The 19,006-nt window shown below is 66.3% G+C and carries 13 protein-coding genes; 10 read left to right on the top strand and 3 right to left on the bottom strand.

The window, feature by feature from the left end:
- Positions 1 to 10 precede the first annotated feature (10 nt).
- The 7 genes from U1H99_RS12110 (at position 11) to U1H99_RS12080 (ending at position 8,599) form a co-directional block, all read left to right on the top strand.
- Positions 11 to 1,192, top strand: a complete 1,182-nt coding sequence (locus U1H99_RS12110; RefSeq protein WP_323141983.1) for a fumarylacetoacetate hydrolase family protein — start codon at positions 11 to 13, stop codon at positions 1,190 to 1,192.
- Positions 1,193 to 1,984: a D-xylose 1-dehydrogenase gene (gene xylB, locus U1H99_RS12105; protein WP_323141982.1), complete on the top strand. Its 792-nt coding sequence runs from the start codon at positions 1,193 to 1,195 to the stop codon at positions 1,982 to 1,984. It abuts the gene before it with no gap.
- On the top strand, positions 1,981 to 2,868 hold the full coding sequence (locus U1H99_RS12100) for an SMP-30/gluconolactonase/LRE family protein (RefSeq protein ID WP_323141981.1): 888 nt from the start codon (positions 1,981 to 1,983) through the stop codon (positions 2,866 to 2,868). Before xylB ends, U1H99_RS12100 begins: the two co-directional genes overlap by 4 nt.
- A 4-nt stretch (positions 2,869 to 2,872) precedes the next feature.
- Positions 2,873 to 4,657, top strand: a complete 1,785-nt coding sequence (locus tag U1H99_RS12095) for an IlvD/Edd family dehydratase (protein WP_323141980.1) — start codon at positions 2,873 to 2,875, stop codon at positions 4,655 to 4,657.
- Between the two features lie 31 nt (positions 4,658 to 4,688).
- Entirely contained in the window at positions 4,689 to 5,693 is a 1,005-nt protein-coding gene (gene xylF / locus U1H99_RS12090; protein WP_323141979.1) for a D-xylose ABC transporter substrate-binding protein, read from the top strand.
- 145 nt (positions 5,694 to 5,838) lie between these two features.
- Positions 5,839 to 7,404 (top strand): D-xylose ABC transporter ATP-binding protein, encoded by a 1,566-nt coding sequence (gene xylG, locus U1H99_RS12085; protein ID WP_323141978.1) that lies wholly within the window; start codon positions 5,839 to 5,841, stop codon positions 7,402 to 7,404.
- Positions 7,397 to 8,599 carry a sugar ABC transporter permease gene (locus tag U1H99_RS12080; RefSeq protein WP_323141977.1) on the top strand — a complete coding sequence of 401 codons (1,203 nt, stop codon included), beginning with the start codon at positions 7,397 to 7,399 and terminating at the stop codon, positions 8,597 to 8,599. Before xylG ends, U1H99_RS12080 begins: the two co-directional genes overlap by 8 nt.
- Before the next feature lie 171 nt (positions 8,600 to 8,770).
- Here the strand turns inward: U1H99_RS12080 and U1H99_RS12075 are convergent, their stop codons facing one another.
- The 3 genes from U1H99_RS12075 to U1H99_RS12065 form a co-directional block, all read right to left on the bottom strand.
- Positions 8,771 to 9,580, bottom strand: coding sequence for an NAD-dependent epimerase/dehydratase family protein (locus U1H99_RS12075; protein ID WP_323141976.1), 810 nt, complete (start codon positions 9,578 to 9,580; stop codon positions 8,771 to 8,773).
- 103 nt (positions 9,581 to 9,683) lie between these two features.
- Positions 9,684 to 11,264, bottom strand: a complete 1,581-nt coding sequence (locus U1H99_RS12070; RefSeq protein WP_323141975.1) for an aldehyde dehydrogenase (NADP(+)) — start codon at positions 11,262 to 11,264, stop codon at positions 9,684 to 9,686.
- 97 nt (positions 11,265 to 11,361) lie between these two features.
- A complete protein-coding gene (locus U1H99_RS12065) occupies positions 11,362 to 14,421 on the bottom strand; it encodes a TonB-dependent receptor (RefSeq protein ID WP_323141974.1) in 3,060 nt (1,019 codons plus the stop codon).
- Positions 14,422 to 14,953: 532 nt separating this feature from the next.
- Between U1H99_RS12065 and U1H99_RS12060 the strand changes: the two genes are divergently transcribed.
- The 3 genes from U1H99_RS12060 (at position 14,954) to U1H99_RS12050 (ending at position 18,993) form a co-directional block, all read left to right on the top strand.
- Positions 14,954 to 16,645, top strand: coding sequence for a GH35 family beta-galactosidase (locus U1H99_RS12060; RefSeq protein ID WP_323141973.1), 1,692 nt, complete (start codon positions 14,954 to 14,956; stop codon positions 16,643 to 16,645).
- 141 nt (positions 16,646 to 16,786) lie between these two features.
- Positions 16,787 to 17,917 (top strand): glycosyl hydrolase, encoded by a 1,131-nt coding sequence (locus U1H99_RS12055; protein ID WP_323141972.1) that lies wholly within the window; start codon positions 16,787 to 16,789, stop codon positions 17,915 to 17,917.
- Complete coding sequence (locus tag U1H99_RS12050; RefSeq protein WP_323141971.1) at positions 17,914 to 18,993, top strand: SGNH/GDSL hydrolase family protein; 1,080 nt, start codon at positions 17,914 to 17,916, stop codon at positions 18,991 to 18,993. The genes U1H99_RS12055 and U1H99_RS12050 overlap by 4 nt, the downstream gene beginning before the upstream one ends.
- Positions 18,994 to 19,006: the final 13 nt, after the last annotated feature.

Below are 19,006 nucleotides of genomic sequence, written 5' to 3'. Positions count from 1 at the left end.
CGAGGACAACATGACAGTACAGCAGACCAAAGCATTACCCGAGGACGTCGCCAACGCGCTGCTGGTCGGCCGCGTCTGGCGCCCAGCCCCAGTCAATGGCCCGGCCGTGGTGGCGGTGCGCGGCGGCCGCGTGATCGACATCACGCGCCACGCGCCGACCGTATCCGACCTGTTCGAGCGCGACGATGCCGTCGCGATCGCCCGCACTGCCCAAGGCGACGACCTCGGCGACGTCGCCGAGCTGGTGGCCGCTTCCGAAAAGAATCCGGGCCCGGGCGCGCTGCGCCTGCTGGCGCCGTGCGACCTGCAATCGATCAAGGCCGCTGGCGTGACCTTCGCGGTCAGCCTGCTGGAACGCGTGATCGAAGAGCAGGCCAAGGGCGATCCGGCGCGCGCCGACGAGCTGCGCCAGACCCTGCAGGCGTCGATCGGCACCAACCTGCGCGACATGAAGCCGGGCTCGGACGAGGCGCTGCGCCTGAAGGACGAACTGATCGAGCGCGGCCTGTGGTCGCAGTACATGGAAGTCGGCATCGGCCCCTACGCCGAAGTCTTCACCAAGTCGCAGCCGATGTCGGCGGTCGGCCATGGCTTCGACGTCGGCCTGCACCCGGTCTCGAACTGGAACAACCCGGAGCCGGAGATCGTGCTGGCGGTGAACAGCCGCGGCACCGTGCTCGGCGCCACCCTCGGCAACGACGTCAACCTGCGCGACATCGAAGGCCGCAGCGCGCTCCTGCTGGGCAAGGCCAAGGACAACAACGGCTCGTGCGCGATCGGCCCCTTCATCCGCCTGTTCGACAACGGCTTTACCATGGACACGCTGCGCCAGGCGGAAGTGCGCATGCTGATCGAAGGCGTCGATGACGGCTTCACGCTCGAAGGCACCAGCCAGATGCGCGAGATCAGCCGCGACCCGCTCGACCTGGTGGCCCAGACCTGCGGCGCCCATCACCAGTATCCGGACGGCTTCATGCTGTTCCTGGGGACGATGTTCTCGCCCATCAAGGACCGCCATGCGGCGGGCGGCGGCTTCACCCACCACGCCGGCGACCGCGTCAGCATCTCGACGCCGACGCTCGGCACCCTGGTCAATACCGTTCAGCGCAGCGACGAGATCGAGCCCTGGACTTTCGGCGTGCGCGCCCTGTACAAGAGCCTCGCGCAGCGCGGCATCCATCAAGAGAATTGAATGTCTGACCTTACCCAACAAGATTTCGTCTACGCCACCTTCCCGGACCTGAAGGGCAAGCGCGTGGTCATCACCGGCGGCGGCAGCGGCATCGGCGCCGAACTGACCACGGCGTTCGCCGGGCAGGGCGCCCGCGTGGTATTCCTCGACATCGCCGAGGAAGCCTCGCGCGCACTGGAAAGCGCCCTCAGTGGCGCCGCGGCCGCGCCGACCTTCATCAAGTGCGACCTGACCAACATCGACGAGCTGCAGAGCGTGTTCGCACGCATCCATGAGGAACTCGGCGGCGTCGACATCCTGCTCAACAACGCCGCCAACGACGACCGCCACGACATCGAGGACGTGACGCCGGCGTACTGGGACAGCCGCATGAACGTCAACCTGCGCCACATGTTCTTCTGCACCCAGGCCGTGCTGGCCGGGATGAAGGAGCGGGGCCGGGGCGCGATCCTGAACTTCGGTTCGATCTCGTGGCACCTGCCGCACACCCACCTGCACCTGTACATGACGGCCAAGGCCGGCATCGAGGGCATGACGCGGGCGCTGGCGCGCGACGCCGGCCACTACGGCATCCGCGCCAACACCATCATCCCGGGCGCGGTGCGCACGCCGCGCCAGCAGGCGCTGTGGCACAACCCGGAAGAAGAAGCGCGCATTTTGGCCGGCCAGTGCCTGCCCGAACGCGTCGAGATGCAGGACGTGGCCGCGCTGGCCCTGTTCCTGGCCTCGGACAATGCGCGCCATTGCAGCGGACGCGAATACTTCGTCGACGCGGGATTCTACGGCGCATGAACGGCAACTTACTCTCCTGCCTGTGGGACGTGGGCGCCACGCTCGGCGAGGGCGTCCTGTGGGATGCCGCCGCCAAGCGCGTCTGGTTCGTCGACATCAAGGGCCGCCGCATCCACCGCTGCGAGCATGACGGCACCGGCCGGCGCAGCTGGGACGCTCCGGGCCAGGTCAGCTTCATCGTGCCGGCCGCCGACGGCAGCATGGTGTGCTCGCTCGAGGATGGTTTGTACCGCTTCGACGACAGCACCGGCGACTTCATCCCGCTGGCGAAGGTGGAAGCCGACGAGACCGGCAACCGCTTCAACGACGGCCATGTCGACGCCGCCGGCGCGCTCTGGTTCGGCTCGATGCACGACGGCGAGGAGGAACCGACCGGCGCGCTGTACCGCTTCGACGGCAAGCACATCGCGCGCATGGACGACGGCTACGTGATCACCAACGGTCCCGCGCTCAGCCCGGACGGCGCCACGCTGTACCACACCGACACGCTACAGAAGCGCGTGTACGCCTTCGACCGCGCCCAGGACGGCAGCCTGGCCAACAAGCGCGTGTTCGTCGAGATTCTAGATGGCGGCTATCCGGACGGGATGGCGGTCGACGCCGCCGGCCACCTGTGGGTCGCGACCTTCGGCGGCTGGCGCATCGACCGTTTCGACGCCGCCGGCGCCAAGCTCGGCGAAGTCCGCTTCCCGTGCGCCAACGTCACCAAGCTCGCCTTCGGCGGCGACGACCTGCGCACCGTGTACGCCACCACGGCGCGCAAGGGCCTCTCCGACCAGGAGCTGGCCGAGCAACCGCAGGCCGGCGGCCTGTTCACGTTCCGTGCGGAGACGCCGGGACTGCCGCAGCATGCGTTGAAACTGCAGTTGCGCAACGAGGAATGAAAGCATGAGTCAAGAAAAGAATACCCCGCGCCGGTTCCGTTCCCAGGACTGGTTCGACAATCCCGAACGCATCGACATGACCGCGCTCTACCTGGAGCGCTTCATGAACTACGGGATCACCCCCGACGAACTGCGCTCGGGCAAGCCGATCATCGGCATCGCCCAGAGCGGCAGCGACATCGCGCCCTGCAACCGGATCCACCTGGACCTGGCCAAGCGCGTGCGCGACGGCATTCGCGACGCCGGCGGCATCCCGATGGAATTCCCGCTGCACCCGATCTTCGAGAACTGCCGCCGCCCGACCGCGGCGCTGGACCGCAACCTGGCCTATCTCGGCCTGGTCGAGATCCTGCACGGCTATCCGATCGACGCCGTGGTGCTGACCACCGGCTGCGACAAGACCACCCCGGCCCAGCTGATGGCGGCGGCGACGGTCGACATCCCGGCCATCGTGCTGTCCGGCGGGCCGATGCTGGACGGCTGGTTCGAGGGCGAACTGGTGGGCTCCGGCACCGCCATCTGGAAGGGCCGCCAGCGCCTCGCCGCGGGCGAGATCGACGACAAGAAATTCATCGACATCGCCACCGCGTCGGCACCCTCGGCCGGCCACTGCAACACCATGGGCACCGCTTCGACCATGAACGCGGTCGCCGAAGCGCTCGGCATGTCGCTCACCGGCTGCTCGGCGATTCCGGCGCCTTACCGCGAGCGCGGCCAGATGGCCTACGACACCGGCCGCCGCATCGTCGCCATGGCGCACGAGGACCTGCGTCCGTCGACCATCCTGACGCGCGACGCCTTCCTCGACGCCATCGTGGTCAACGCCGCCATCGGCGGTTCCAGCAACGCCCAGCCGCACATCGTGGCGATGGCGCGCCACGCCGGCGTCGAGATCCTGGAATCGGACTGGATGGACTACGGCTACGACGTGCCGCTGCTGCTCAACATGCAGCCGGCCGGCAAATACCTGGGCGAGCGCTTCCACCGCGCCGGCGGCACGCCGGCCATCATGTGGGAACTCGAGCAGAAGGGCCTGCTGCGCTCAAAACGCCCGACCGTCACCGGCAGCACCATGGCCGAGAACCTGGTCGGCCGCGAAACCCGCGACCGCGAGATGATCTGGCCGTTCGACCAGCCGCTCAAGCAGCACGCCGGTTTCATGGTCCTGAAGGGCAACCTGTTCGACTTCGCCATCATGAAGACCAGCGTGATCTCGGATGCCTTCCGCGAGCGCTATCTGTCGGAACCCGGCAAGGAGAACCGCTTCGAATGCAAGGTCGTGGTGTTCGACGGTTCCGACGATTACCACCACCGCATCAACGACCCGTCGCTGGGTATCGACGCCCACACCATGCTGGTGATCCGTGGCGCCGGCCCGGTGGGCTGGCCGGGATCGGCCGAGGTGGTCAACATGCAACCGCCCGATGCGCTGATCAAGCAGGGCATCACGGCGCTGCCGACGCTGGGCGACGGCCGCCAGTCCGGCACCTCGGCCAGCCCGTCGATCCTGAACGCCTCGCCGGAAAGCGCGGCCGGCGGCAACCTGGCGCTGCTGCGCACCGGCGACGTGGTACGGGTCGACCTGAATACCGGCCGCTGCGACGTGCTGGTCTCGGATGAAGAGCTGGAGCAACGGCGCCAGGACGCGCCGCCGGCGATCCCGCCGAACCAGACGCCGTGGCAGCAGATCTACCGTGCGACCGTCGGCCAGCTGCACACCGGCGCCTGCATGGAGCTGGCGCTGGCATACCGCGGTGTACGTGACGACATGCCGCGTCACAACCACTAAGCACTCATATATAAGTAACAGGAGACAGGACATGAAAAAAATCATCCAGGCAGTGACCTTCGCGTGCGCCATGCTCGGCGCAGCCGGCATGGCGCACGCCGACGCGGCGCATCCGAAGATCGGCTTCTCGATCGACGACCTGCGCCTCGAGCGCTGGGCGCGCGACCGCGACTACTTCAACGCCGCCGCCGAGAAGCTGGGCGCCAAGGTGTTCGTGCAATCGGCCGACGCCAGCGAGCAGCGCCAGATCGCCCAGATCGAGAACCTGATCTCGCGCGGCGTCGACGTGCTGGTGATCGTGCCCTACAACGCGACGGTGCTGAACAACGCCGTCCGCGAAGCCAAGAAGGCCAAGATCAAGGTCGTGTCCTACGACCGCCTGATGCTGAACGCCGACATCGACGCCTACATTTCCTTCGACAACCGCGCGGTCGGCGAGCTGCAGGCGCAGTCGCTGGTGGCGCTCAAACCGAAGGGCAATTATTACCTGCTGGGCGGCGCCCCGACCGACAACAACGCGAAGATCCTGCGCGAAGGCCAGCTGAAGGTGCTGCAGCCGCTGGTCGACAAGGGCGACATCAAGATCGTCGGCAAGCAGTGGGTCAAGGACTGGAGCGCGTCGGAGGCGATGGCTATCGTCGAGAATGCGCTGACCGCCAACGGCAACAAGATCGACGCCGTGGTCGCTTCCAACGACGGTACCGCCGGCGGCGCGATCCAGGCGCTGGCCGCCCAGAAGTTGGCCGGCAAGACCGTGGTCTCGGGCCAGGACGCCGACCTTGCGGCCGTGCGCCGCGTGGTGGCCGGCACCCAGGCCATGACCGTCTACAAGCCGCTGCGCGAGATCGCCACCAATGCCGCCAACCTGGCGGTGCAGCTGGTGCGCGGGCAGAAGCCGGCGTTCAATGCGCAGATGAACAACGGGTTCAAGAACGTGGACACGGTGCTGCTCAAGCCGGTGATGCTGAACAAGCAGAACGTGGACATGCTAGTGAAGGATGGGTTCTATACCCAGGCGCAGTTGGCAGGAAAGTAGTCGATAACGTGACCGGCGTCGCCCCTGCGCAGGCAGGGGCCCAATTTCCACGCGTCGCCACAGCGCTTCCAACTTGGGCCCCTGCCTTCGCAGGGGCGACGTTCATACGTACGCAATCTCCAATACACGTATCACTGAGCCCGCAATGTCCGACTACCTGTTACAAATGAAGGCCATCGCCAAGCGCTTCGACGGCGTCCCCGCCCTCGACGGCATCGACCTGGCCATCCGTCCCGGCGAATGCATCGGCCTGTGCGGCGAAAACGGCGCCGGCAAGTCGACCCTGATGAAGGTGCTGTCCGCGGTCTACCCGCACGGCACCTGGGACGGCGAAATCCTGCTCGAAGGCGCGCCGCTGCGTGCCCAATCGATCCGCGAGACCGAAGCCGCCGGCATCATCATCATCCACCAGGAACTGATGCTGGTGCCCGAACTGTCGGTGGCCGAGAATATCTTCCTCGGCAACGAACTGACGCTGCCGGGCGGCCGCGTGGACTACCATGCGATGAACCGCCGTGCCGAGGAAATCCTGCACGAACTCAAGCTGCCCGACGTGAACGTCGTGCTGCCCGTGAAGAACTACGGCGGCGGCCACCAGCAGCTGATCGAGATCGGCAAGGCGCTGAACAAGAAGGCGCGCCTGCTGATCCTCGACGAGCCGTCGGCCTCGCTGACCGCCGCCGAGATCGAGGTGCTGCTCGAGATCATCCGCGACCTCAAGGCCAAGGGCGTGGCCTGCGTCTACATCTCGCACAAGCTGGAAGAGGTGGCGGCGATCTGCGACACCATCGTGGTCATCCGCGACGGCAAGCACATCGCCACCACGCCGATGGGGCAGATGAACGTCGACCGCATCATCGCCCAGATGTGCGGCCGCGAGATGAACCAGCTGTATCCGTCGTTGCCGCACCCGGTGGGCGAGGTCGTGATGGAAGCGCGCCACATCACCTGCTGGGACCCGGACCAGCCGCAGCGCAAGAAGGTCGACGACGTGTCGTTCCAGCTGCGCCGCGGCGAGATCCTCGGCATCGCCGGCCTGGTCGGCGCCGGCCGCACCGAACTGGTCACCGCCATCTACGGCTCCTACGAGGGCGCCTACGAGGGCGAGGTCTGGCTCGACGGCCAGCGCGTGAACACGTCGAACCCGCTCAAGGCGATCGACGCCGGCTTCGCGCTGGTGCCGGAAGATCGCAAGCACCACGGCATCGTGCGCGACCTGTCGGTGGGCGAGAACATCACGCTGTCAGTGTTGTCGCGCTACTCCCGGATGTCGCGTATCGACGACGGGCTGGAATCGCGGGAGGTGGCCGAGCAGATCCGCCGCCTGGCGCTGAAGACCGCCAGCCCGGCGCTGCCGATCACGGCGCTCTCGGGCGGCAACCAGCAGAAGGCGGTGCTGGCCAAGATGCTGCTGACCGGCCCCAGGGTGCTGATCCTGGACGAGCCGACCCGCGGCGTCGACGTCGGCGCCAAATTCGAGATCTACAAGCTGATGCTCGAACTGGCGGCGCAAGGCATCGCCATCATCATGGTGTCGTCGGAACTGGCCGAAGTGCTGGGCGTGTCCGACCGCGTGCTGGTGATGGGCGAAGGCAAATTGCGCGGCAATTTCGACAACAAGGAACTGACCCAGGAAATGGTGCTGGCCGCCGCCATCGGGCAGGGACAAGAACAATTGCAGGGACAAGGACAGGGACACCATCATGGATAAGGCACAGGCACCGCTCCAGGCCGCGGCAAGGCGCGCGCCGGCATCGGGTTCGGGCAGCACGCTCAACTTCAAGCAGATCTTCACGCAATATAAAATCCTGGCGCTGCTGGTGGCGATCGCCGTCATCTGGGCGTTCTTTAGCTGGAAGACCGACGGCGGCTTCACCTCGGCGCGCAACCTGTCGAACCTGATGCGTCAGATGTCGGTGACCGGCATCCTGGCCTGCGGCATGGTGTTCGTCATCATCGCCGGCGAAATCGACCTGTCGGTCGGCTCGCTCCTCGGCCTGCTGGGCGGGGCGGCGGCGGTGCTCGACGTGACGCACCACCTGCCGCTGCCGTTGTCGATGGCGATCGTGCTGGCCAGCGGCCTGCTGCTCGGCTTCGTCAACGGCTACCTGACGGCGTATGCGGGGATACCCTCGTTCATCGTCGGCCTCGGGGGGATGCTGGCCTACCGCGGCATCGTGCTCGGGATCACCGGCGGGGCGACCATCGCACCGATCTCGCCGGAGTTCGAGCAGCTCGGCCAGGCCTACCTGCCGCCGACCTTCGGCATCGTCCTTGGCGTCGTGCTGTTCGCCCTGGCCGCGGTGCTGGCCGTGCGCCAGCGCGCCAACCAGGTTCGCCACAAGCTGCCGGTGATCGCCCTGTGGCGCTCGCTGTTCCGCGTCGCCCTGACCGGCATCGTGCTGGCCGGCTTCATCGCCACCTTCAACAGCTACGAAGGCATTCCGCTGCCGGTGCTGATCCTGCTGGTGCTGCTGGGCGTGTTCAGCTACATCGCCAAGCAGACCGTGTTCGGCCGCCGCATCTATGCGGTCGGCAGCAACATGGAAGCGACCCGCCTCTCAGGCATCAACGTGCGCGCCGTGAAGCTGTGGATCTTCGGCCTGATGGGCCTGATGTGCGCGCTGGCGGGCCTGATCAACACCGCCCGCCTGGCCGCCGGTTCGCCGTCGGCGGGCACCTCGGGTGAGCTGGACGTGATCGCCGCCTGCTTCATCGGCGGCACCTCGATGCGCGGCGGCGCCGGCACCGTGCACGGCGCGCTGGTCGGCGCGCTGGTGATGGCAAGCCTGGACAACGGCATGTCGATGCTGGACGTCGATACCTACTGGCAGATGATCGTGAAGGGTGCGATCCTGACGCTCGCGGTGTGGCTGGACGTGGCGACCCGTAGCGGGCGCCGTTGATCGCTGATTCGATGCGGTGCGCGGCTCCTCGAAACCGCGCTACTCATATATAGGCGCACAAAAACAACGTCGTCCCCGCCTTCGCGGGGACGACGTTTTGGCGCAGCACGAATAAAAAAGGCAGCCGACCGGCCGCCTTTTTTATCTCTTTTTTCATTTCTTGCACAGGATTCAATCCTTGTACTTCGGCCCATTATGCAGGAACACCCCACCCTGGAAAGTCAGGGTGATGTCCTGCATGTCCTTCCAATTCACGGCCTGCGCAATCTTGTGCGCGAACTGGCGAGAGCTCTGCACCGGCTTGTAGGCCAGGTGCCTGGCGTGGCGGTCGTCCCACCAGCGGCCGTCGTTGTCCGAGATGCCGAAGGTGATCGTGTGGCCCACGCGCGGCGTGAGCAAGGCGCGCCACAGCAGCTGGACCAGGTCGTCCAGGCCCAGCCAGGTCACCATCTGGCGGTAGTTGGTCGCTTCTTCCCAGCAGTAGCCGATGCGGATGCAGACGGTCTCGATGCCGAAGCGGTCCCAGTAATAGCGCGACAGCGATTCGCCGAACACCTTGGAGACGCCGTAGTAGCCGTCCGGCCGCGTCGGCATGCCGGCGTCGACCTGGTCGGTGGTCTTGTACATGCCCATCGTGTGGTTGGTGCTGGCGAACACCACGCGCCGGATACCGAGCTTGTGCACCGCTTCGTACAGGTTGGCCATGCCCAGGATGTTGGCCTGCATGATCGGCTCGAACGCTTCCTCGGTCGAGACGCCGCCGAAATGCAGGATCGCCTCGACGCCTTCGCACATTGCCATCACCTGGTCGCGGTCGGCCAGGTCGCAGCGGACGATTTCCTCGTGCGGCTGGGCGTCGCCGATCGGCGCCAGGTCGGCCAGGCGCACGACGTCGGCGAACTGTTGCAGGTGCGGGCGCAGGCGGCGGCCCAGGTTGCCGGCGGCGCCGGTGAACAGGATGCGTCGGAATGGTTTGGTCATGATGGGGGGAGAATGCGGATGATGCGCGATTGTCGCAGATGTCAGGCCGCCGATGCGCTCAGCGGCCTGACATTTTTACGGCAGAACTACCTGACGGACTCGCTTACGCGGCCGGACGCAGCACGCCGTCGACCATGCGCGCCAGGTCGAGCGGATTGTCGTCGCGCAGCGCTTCCGGCAGCAGTTCGCTTGGGACGTCCTGGTAGCACACCGGACGCAGGAAGCGCTCGATGGCGGTGGCGCCGACCGAGGTGCTGCGACTGTCCGAGGTGGCTGGGAACGGGCCGCCGTGGACCATCGCGTGCGACACCTCGACGCCGGTCGGGAAGCCGTTGAACAGGATGCGGCCGGCCTTGCGTTCCAGGATCGGCAGCAGGCTGCCGGCGATGCCCAGGTCGGCGCGGGTGGCGTGGACGGTGGCGGTCAGCTGGCCTTCGAGGTGGCTGGCGACGGCCAGGATCTCGGCTTCGTCGCGGCAGGCGATCATTACCGAGGCCGGCCCGAAGATCTCTTCTTCCAGCGCCGGGTTGGCGAGGAAGGTGGCGGCGTCGCACAGGTAGAGCGCGGCCTGGGCGGCGCAGCCCTGGCCCTCGGCACTGCCGCGCGCGACCAGCGTCAAGCCGGAGACGCCGCCGCGCTTCTCGATGGCGTCGGTGTATGCCTTATGGATGCCGGCGGTCAGCATGGTGCCGGCGCCCTTGGCCTGCAGCGCCTGGGCTGCTGCTGCCGTAAAGGCTTCCAGCTGCGGGCCGGCCAGGCCGATCACCAGGCCCGGGTTGGTGCAGAACTGGCCGACGCCCAGCACCAGCGAGTCGACGAAGGCCGGGGCCAGCGCGGCGCCTTTCTCTTCCAGCGCGCCCGGCAGCAGGAACAGCGGATTGATGCTGCTCATCTCGGCGTAGACCGGAATCGGTTCCTTGCGGGCCGCGGCGATGCGCACCAGTGCCAGGCCGCCGCCGCGCGAGCCGGTGAAGCCGACCGCCTTGATGGCCGGGTGGCCGACCAGGTCGGCGCCGATCTGATTGCCTTCGCCGATCACCATCGAGAACACGCCTTCCGGCATGCCGCAGTCCTCGGCCGCCTGGCGCACCGCCTTGGCCACCAGTTCCGAGGTGCCGAGGTGGGCGTTGTGGGCCTTGACCACGACCGGGCAGCCGGCCGCCAGCGCGGAGGCGGTGTCGCCACCGGCGACGGAAAAGGCGAGCGGGAAGTTGGAGGCGCCGAACACGGCCACCGGGCCGAGCGGGATCTTGCGCATGCGCAGGTCCGGGCGCGGCGGCGTGCGCTGGGGCAGGGCGGAGTCGAGCGTCGCTTCCAGGAAGTGGCCGTCGCGGACCACCTTGGCGAACAGGCGCAGCTGGTTGACGGTGCGTCCGCGCTCGCCTTCGAGGCGCGCGACCGGCAGGCCGGATTCCTGGGCAGCGCGTTCGATCAGCAATCCGCCGATGTCGACGATGCGGTCGGCGATGGTCTCCAGGAAGCGGGCGCGCTCCTCGAGCGGCACGGCGCGGTAGGCGTCGAAGGCCTGCTCGGCCAGCTGGCAGGCGGCGGCCAGGTCGTCGGCGCTCGCGGTGCCGAAGCCGGGTTCGATGTCGGCGCGCGTGGCCGGGTTGTGGGCGCGCAGCGTGCCGGCGCTGCCACGCACGGCCTGCCTGCCGATGATCATTTCGCCTTGGATGTTCATGAAGTCTCCTTGCTGGATAAAAAATCGCCGCCGCGACCCGTAAAGGTCGCGGCGGCGAAGAGGATGGATCGACTAACGATCGTTGCGGATCATGCGGTCAGAACGAGTACTGTGCCAGCAGCGTGTAGCGCGGACCGCTCATGAAGACCTGGCGGGTGAAGTTGCCCGCGTGCTGCTCCATGATCTGGCGCGTGTACGAGTTGGTCAGGTTGGTGGCTTCCAGGCCGACACGGAACTTGTCCGTGAAGTCGTAGAAGATCGAGCCGTCCACCTGGCCGTAAGGCGCCTGGTACAGCGGCAGGCCGTAGGCCTGGTCGTTGGTCGTGGTCGGGATCAGGAACTTGGTCGGATCCGCGTCCGGGTTGGTGTTCAGGCCGTTGGTGCCGCGGCTGCCCCACTGGGTCACGCCCAGCAGGTAGCGCGAGCGCCAGTTGTAGGCCAGGCGCATCGACAGGCCGTGCTGTTCGTACATCACCGCCAGGTTGACGGTGTGGCGCGACAGGCCCTGCAGCGGAGTCTTGCCGAACGCACGTCCATCGGTATCGCAGCCGTTGATGAACAGGTTGTAGTTGGAACTCGCGTCGTTACCCGAGCACCAGGCGTTGAAGACCGGGTTGTTCAGCTTGCGCTCGCTCGACACATAGGTCCAGCTTGCCTGGGTACCGATGCCGCGCAGCCAGTCGGGCACGAAGTCGTAGTACTGCTGGTGGGCGATCTCGAAACCGCGGGCGTAGCCCTTGGCGCCGTTGACCGGACCGGTGACCAGGAAGTTCTGCGGCTTGCCGTTGACGTCGTTCGCCGTGTACGCGTACTGCTGGGTGGTGATGATGTCCTTCAGGTCCTTGTTGAAGGCCGAGAAGGTCAGCGAACCGGCCTTGGCGAAGTACCATTCCGCGGTCAGGTCGACGTTGGTCGCGGTGGTCGGCTTCAGCTGCGGGTTGCCGTCGCTGGTGCCGCTCAGGTTGGTACCGTCGAAACGCACCGCGGTCGTGTTGCCGGCAGCGTCCTTGAAGGTCGTCTGCTGGTTCGACGCGTTCAGCGTGGTCTGCACCTGCAGCTGGTTGAAGTCCGGACGCGACAGCGACTTGGCCACGGCGAAGCGGAACTGCAGCTTGTCGCTGTACTTCATGCGCAGGTTCAGGCTCGGCAGCCAGTTGTCGTAGGAGTTCTGGGCCGACTGGGCTTGCGCGAACGCCGCGATGTTGATCAGCTTTTCCTGGCCGGTGACCGGCACGTTGGTCGGCACCGACGTGGCCGCCGGCGGCGTGAACGAGACAAAGCCGCTACCGTTGCTCTTGGTCTTCACGTAGCGCAAGCCGATATTGCCGTCGATCGGGTACTTCAGGTCGTCCCAGCCGAAGCGCAGCTGTGCGTAGGCGGCGCGGGTCTTCTCGGTCTGCGTGTTGGTCGCGGCCGGGTCGGCGTAGCTGGCCGGTTTCCAGGTGTCGCAGGTCGAGCCCTGTTCCTTGCACAGCACGTCGTGGTAGGCGTGCAGCTTGGCCCACTCCTGCGGGAAGCCGCGCACCGTCTCCTCGGTCGGGAACAGCATCGCCGGCAGGTTGTACTTGCCGTCGAAGAAGTTGTCGATGGTTTGCAGCGAGGCGCCGCCGGCGAAGCGCGGGTCGCCCAGGCGCGCCACGTGCGGAATCTGCCAGCCTTCCATCCACGGGAAGGTGATCGCTTGCCAGTTGTAGAACTTCTGGGCTCGGTTGTTCACGCCTTCGCGGTCGGCCATGCGCACGCCGAAGCGGACGTCACGCAGGACCGGATCGTCGAAGGAGAACTTGAAGTCCGACTTCCACGCCTTCTGGGTCGCCTTGGCGCGGTCCAGCGCTTCCTGGGTGTAAGCCCAGTAGTAGTTGTTCGGGTCGGCCATGTAGGCGGCCGAGCCGAGACCGATCTGCGGCACCTTGCCGCGCATGTCCATGGTCTGGTTCGGCAGGATGAAGCCGGTCGACACGTCGGCGTCGAAGCCTTCGGTGGTCGAACGCACGTGCTGGAAGTCGTTGGTCCAGGTCAGCGACGGCGACACGCGCCATTGCACGTTCAGCGCAAGGTCGCGGGTGCTCGACTCGCGCGAGTTGATCCGCTGCGAGCTGTTGAAAGGCGAACCTTTATAGGTCGGGTTCGAGATCGTGCCGCTCTGGAAGGCGCCATTGCTGTCGAAGACCGAATCCGAGCTGGCCACCTGCTGGTACCACTTGTCCTCGGCCGAGGTCACGACGTGCTCGTCGAGGTCTTCCTTGTAGCGGGTCTTGAAGTAGGTCAGTCCGGCCGTGATGTCACGGTTCGGACGCCACTGGAAGGCCGCGTAGTCGCCGCGGCGGACGCGGTCGAAGTCCTGCGAGCGGTAGCCGACGCCGAGCGGAATCCACTGGGTCTTGGAGCGGTCGTACAGCGCCGGATCCTGCGAGTTCACGTGCGGGAAGTACGGGTCCACGCCCACGCCGTCGGAACGGCTCGGGCTCTTGGCATGGGCCAGGTCGAGCAAGGCGCCGAATTCGCCGAACGCCGTGTTCCAGCGGTTCGACAGCAGCAGGGTGCCGGTCGGGGATGGTGCGCCCTTGCGCAGCGTGGAGTAGCTTTCGGACGCGCCGAGCGTGCCCTTGAAGCCTTTGTAGTCGAACGGCATGGCCGTGCGCAGGTTGACCAGGCCGGCAATGGCGCCTTCCACCTGTTCCGCGGACGGGTTCTTGTAGACGTCGACGCCGGCCATCAGCTCCGGTGCCACGTCGGCGAAGCCGAGCGAGCGGCCGCCGCCGGCCGAGAACGCGTCGCGGCCGTTGATTTCCGAACGCACGTAGGTCAGGCCGCGCACCGACACGCCCGAACCTTCGACCGACTGGCGGTTGGGGTCGCCCGCCATGTTACGGTCGATGGTGACACCCGCGATGCGTTGCAGCACCTCGGTGACCGAACGGTCCGGCAGCTTGCCGATGTCTTCGGCGACGATCGAGTCGACGACTTCGTCGGCGTCCTGTTTGAGTTTCTGGGCCGATTGCAGTGCGGCGCGTTGGCCGCTGACCACCACCACGTTGCCAGTGGTCGGGGTTGCCGCCGGAGCGGTGGTGGTGGTCTGGGCCCATGCCGCTTGGGCGTACAGGAAGGTAACCTGCGCAACCGCCGCGGCGATCGCAGTTTTCTGGAACTTCGTCACTTTGTCTCCCCCGATGAGGTATGTTTTTATCTAACAGTCTGTAACAGCCAGCACATCTGAACGTTTGATTAACACTGGTTGTTGTACGCTACCATAAAATTTTCAGACAGACATTACAAGCACGTAAGATTTGTGGTCCCGCAACATGGAATTAACAAATTTGTGGTTAAAAGCGGGAATTTATGGTGTCACATGGTGCGCGCTTTTGTAAAATAACAACACTTCGGTTTTTTGCCACTTGGCCTGTGTGCAGATGCATTTTCTCCTGCGCGGCAAGGAAAGAAGGCGCCGTCACGCCCGTGCTTCATAGACAAGCGTCAGGTCGGTGGCGTCTAGTTCTGCTGGGGCTCGCATACACGTTTGTCCTTACGTTTACGCGGCCGATACGTTGGAATAAGTGGAAATTCCCGTGTTTAGCGCCGATAACGCAACATATGTTAGCGTGAACATGTTGTGCTTGCCGATTGCGTCCGTGATCGCTTAGCATGCCTCTCCAACATTGCCAATAACGATAACAACAGCCAGGAGACCCATGCGCATTCCGATCCGCCGCAGCCGCCGCGCGTATTCCCGTATTTCCCGCCTGCTCGGCCTGTGCCTGGCGCTGGCCGCCACCGCCGGCCAGGCGGCACCGTCCGCCGGCCTGCCGCGCATCGTCACCCAGGACGGGCGCCATGCCCTGATGGTCGACGGCGCGCCCTTCCTGGTGCTGGGCGGCCAGGCCCACAACTCCAGCAACTACCCGGCGGCGCTGCCCAAGGTCTGGGCCGCCATCAAGGATGCGCACGCGAATACGCTCGAGATCCCGGTGGCCTGGGAACAGATCGAGCCGAAGGAAGGGCAGTTCGATTTTTCGTGGGTCGACACCCTGGTCGCGCAGGCGCGCCAGAACAAGGTGCGCCTGGTGCTGCTGTGGTTCGGCACCTGGAAGAACACCGGCCCGGCCTACACGCCGGCCTGGGTCAAGCTCGACAACCGGCGCTTTCCGCGCATGCTCGACAAGGATGGCAAGACCAGCTACTGCCTGTCGCCGTTCGGCGAAGCCACGCTGGCAGCGGATCGCAAGGCCTTCGTGGCGCTGATGACCCACCTGAAAAAGATCGACGGCGACCAGCGCACGGTGATCATGGTCCAGGTCGAGAACGAGGTCGGCACCTACGGCGTGGCGCGCGACTACGCGCCGCGCGCGCAGGCGGCGTTTGCCCAGCCGGTGCCTGCCGAGGTGCTGGCGCGCCAGAAGCCGCAGTCCGGCAAGGCCGCCGGCAGCTGGGCCGAGGTTTACGGCGATTACGCCGAGCAGTACTTCCACACCTGGGCCATCGCACGCTACATCGAGGAGATCGCCAAGGCCGGCCGCGCCGTCTACGACCTGCCGATGTTCGTCAACAACTCGCTGCGCGAGCCCGGCCCGCTGCCTGCGCCGCCATGGAAGTCGGATTTCGCCAGCGGCGGCCCGACCTACGACGTGATCGACATCTACAAGGCGGCCGCCCCGCACATCGACTTCGCGGCGCCGGACATCTACCTGCCGGAATCGCGCAAGGTCGCTTCCACCCTCGAGAGCTTCCAGCGCGCCGACAACCCGCTGCTGGTGCCGGAGATGGGCAACGCCGCCGGCTACGCGCGCTACCTCTACCAGATCCTGGGGCGCGGGGCGCTCGGGGTGGCGCCCTTCGGCATCGACTATGCCAGCTACAGCAATTACCCACTCGGCTCGAAATTCACCGACCGCCGCATGGTCGAACCCTTCGCCACCGTCTACGGCGTGTTCGCGCCGATGGAGCGCGCCTGGGCCCGCTGGGCTTTCGAGGGCCGCACCCGCGGCGTGGCCGAGGGCGACGACCGCAAGCCGCAGACCGTGGCGCTGGACGGCTGGAACGCCACCGTCTCGTTCCGCGAATTCCAGTTCGGCGAGCGCGAGTACCTGAAGGACAAGAACGAGTACGCGGCCGGCACCGAGACCCCGAACGGCGGCGTCGCCTTTGCCCAGCTAGGGCCGGACGAATTCGTGCTGGTCGGGCAGCAGGCGCGCGTCAAGTTTTCCGGCAGCGGCGCCAACGGCGCCAAGCCGTCGATGTTCGTGCGGGTGGAAGAGGGCCGATTCGACGGCGACGGCAAGTGGATCATGGAGCGCAACTGGAACGGCGACCAGACCGATTACGGCTTGAACCTGCCGGCCATGCCGACCTTGCTGAAGGTGAAGATGGGGACGTACACGCCGTAGAAGCCGCGTCGCTTGCGATACCCCGCCAAAAATCAACGTCGTTCCCGCGCAGGCGGGAACCCAGGTCCGGCGATCCGCTACCAACCTGGGCCCCTACCTGCGCAGGGGCGACGGTTTTACGGATCACCATTCGAGCAAACGATGCCAACACGCCGACTCATTACAACCCTGCTGGTGGCTGCAGCCATGACGGCCGGTGCCGCCAGCGCCGCGCCATCCCTGTCCGATCCCGACGCGAATGGACGCACCCGCGCCCTGTACACCTGGCTCCTGTCGATCCAAGGCAAGCAGACCCTCGCCGGCCAGCAGGACCTCACCTGGGACGACAGCGTCGACATGGCCGGCCGCGTGTTCGCCGACACCGGCAAGTATCCCGCCCTGATGGGCTACGATTTCATGAACACCGGCCAGACCGGCACACCGGGCAAACCGGCCCAGGGCCTGCACCAGGTCGACGAGGCGATCGCTTTTGCCCGCCGCGGTGGCCTGGTCACCTTCTGCTGGCACTGGCGCGATCCGGCGCTGCTGGGCACGCCCGACGCCAACCGGGCCAACTTCTACGTGCGCGAACCCGACGCGGGCAAGAACACCGGCTTCACGATCCCGGTCGCCGGCGGCCGCCTGGACACGGCCAGCGCCGCCTACCGCCAGCTCGACGCCGGCATCGACCTGGTCGCCGGCGAACTGAAACGCCTGCAAGATGCCGGCGTGAGCGTGCTATGGCGCCCGCTGCACGAGGCCTCCGGCAACAAGGGCGACGGCTGGTTCTGGTGGGGCCGTACCCGCACCGACGGCGTGGCGCAATCGCAAGCCTACATCCTGTTGTGGCGCCACATGCGCGAGCGCCTGGTGAAAGTGCACGGCTTGCACAACCTGATCTGGGTCTGGAACGGCCAGGATGCGGCCTGGTATCCCGGCGACGACGTGGTCGACATCGTCGGCTGGGACATCTACGACGACAGCGACGCCAAGGCCTACAAGTCGCAGGCGGAGGTCTACCGCAAGGCGCAGGCGATTCCGGCCCGGCCGAAGCCGGTGGCGCTGTCCGAAACCAGCTACATCCCCGACCCCGACAACATGCGCAGGGACGGCGCGCCCTGGCTCTGGTTCACGGTCTGGAACGACGCCCGCGCCGGCGCCGGCGTCGCCGCCAAGGACAATTTCTGGAGCGGCGACTACTACAACACGGCGCAGCACAAGAACAAAGTCTACCACCATCCGAATGTGATCACGCTGGACGAGTTGCCGGCATTTTTGAAAGCCCCTCAATGAAAACCCTGTCTCTCGCGCTGCTGTTGGCGGCGCTCGCGCATGCCGGCGTCGCCGGCGCGGCCAACGTGGTCGCGCCGGACAACCGCAACCTGCAATACACCGGCCGCATCGATTTCTCGAAGCCGGCGGCGCCGGTGATCTCCTGGCCTTCCACCGCGATCGCCGGCAACTTCACCGGCACCAGCCTGTCGGTCCGCCTTGACGACCAGCGCGGCAAGAATTACTTCAACGTGTTCCTGGACGGCGACCTGACCTATCCCTACGTGCTGGAAGCGGCCCAGGGCGACAAGACCTACCTGGTGGCCCAGGGCCTGGCGCCGGGCCGCCACAGCTTCCTGATCACCAAGCGCACCGAAGGCGAGGAGGGCGCCACCACCTTCCGCGGCCTGGAACTGGCCGACGGCGGCGAGCTGCTGACGCCGCCGCCGCGGCCGGCACGCCGCATCGAGTTCTTCGGCGATTCGATCACCAGCGGCATGGGCAACGAAGGCGCCGACAACGGCCGCGACGACGCCAGCAAGGACAAGAACAGCTTCATGTCGTATGCCGCGATCACGGCGCGCGCGCTGGACGCCGAGCTGCACATGACCTCGCAGAGCGGCATCGGCGTGATGATCAGCTGGTTCCCGTTCACCATGCCCGATTTCTACGACCAGCTGAGCGCGGTCGGCGACAACGACACGCGCTGGGATTTCGCGGCCTGGACGCCGGACGTCGTCGTGATCAACCTGCTCCAGAACGACAGCTGGCTGATCGGCCGCGACCACCGCCTGCAGCCCGAGCCGGACGACGAGGGGCGCATCGCCGCCTACCAGAAGTTTGTCGCGCGCGTGCGCCAGCTGTATCCAAAGGCCTACATCGTGTGTGCGCTGGGCAGCATGGAAGCCACCCGCGCCGGCTCGGCCTGGCCCGGCTACGTGACGGCGGCGGTCGAGCGCCTGCGCAAGGGCGGCGACGCCCGCATCGATACCGTGTTCTTCCCGTTCACCGGCTACGGCCAGCATCCGCGCGTGAAGCAGCACCAGGCGAATGCGGCGCGCCTGACGGCTTTTATCCGCAACAAGATGGCTTGGTAAAAATGCTATCAAA

Source organism: Massilia phyllosphaerae, assembly GCF_034659755.1.
GTDB classification, from domain to species: Bacteria; Pseudomonadota; Gammaproteobacteria; order Burkholderiales; family Burkholderiaceae_D; genus Telluria; species Telluria phyllosphaerae.
This window is presented reverse-complemented; position numbering and strand designations above follow the sequence as displayed.

Excerpts from the sequence above, each read along its gene's own strand:
- U1H99_RS12110 (WP_323141983.1), top strand. The coding sequence starts at position 11 with ATGACAGTACAGCAGACCAAAGCATTACCCGAGGACGTCGCCAACGCG.
- xylB (WP_323141982.1), top strand. The coding sequence starts at position 1,193 with ATGTCTGACCTTACCCAACAAGATTTCGTCTACGCCACCTTCCCGGAC.
- U1H99_RS12100 (WP_323141981.1), top strand. The coding sequence starts at position 1,981 with ATGAACGGCAACTTACTCTCCTGCCTGTGGGACGTGGGCGCCACGCTC.
- U1H99_RS12095 (WP_323141980.1), top strand. The coding sequence starts at position 2,873 with ATGAGTCAAGAAAAGAATACCCCGCGCCGGTTCCGTTCCCAGGACTGG.
- xylF (WP_323141979.1), top strand. The coding sequence starts at position 4,689 with ATGAAAAAAATCATCCAGGCAGTGACCTTCGCGTGCGCCATGCTCGGC.
- xylG (WP_323141978.1), top strand. The coding sequence starts at position 5,839 with ATGTCCGACTACCTGTTACAAATGAAGGCCATCGCCAAGCGCTTCGAC.
- U1H99_RS12080 (WP_323141977.1), top strand. The coding sequence starts at position 7,397 with ATGGATAAGGCACAGGCACCGCTCCAGGCCGCGGCAAGGCGCGCGCCG.
- U1H99_RS12075 (WP_323141976.1), bottom strand. The coding sequence starts at position 9,580 with ATGACCAAACCATTCCGACGCATCCTGTTCACCGGCGCCGCCGGCAAC.
- U1H99_RS12070 (WP_323141975.1), bottom strand. The coding sequence starts at position 11,264 with ATGAACATCCAAGGCGAAATGATCATCGGCAGGCAGGCCGTGCGTGGC.
- U1H99_RS12060 (WP_323141973.1), top strand. The coding sequence starts at position 14,954 with ATGCGCATTCCGATCCGCCGCAGCCGCCGCGCGTATTCCCGTATTTCC.
- U1H99_RS12055 (WP_323141972.1), top strand. The coding sequence starts at position 16,787 with ATGCCAACACGCCGACTCATTACAACCCTGCTGGTGGCTGCAGCCATG.
- U1H99_RS12050 (WP_323141971.1), top strand. The coding sequence starts at position 17,914 with ATGAAAACCCTGTCTCTCGCGCTGCTGTTGGCGGCGCTCGCGCATGCC.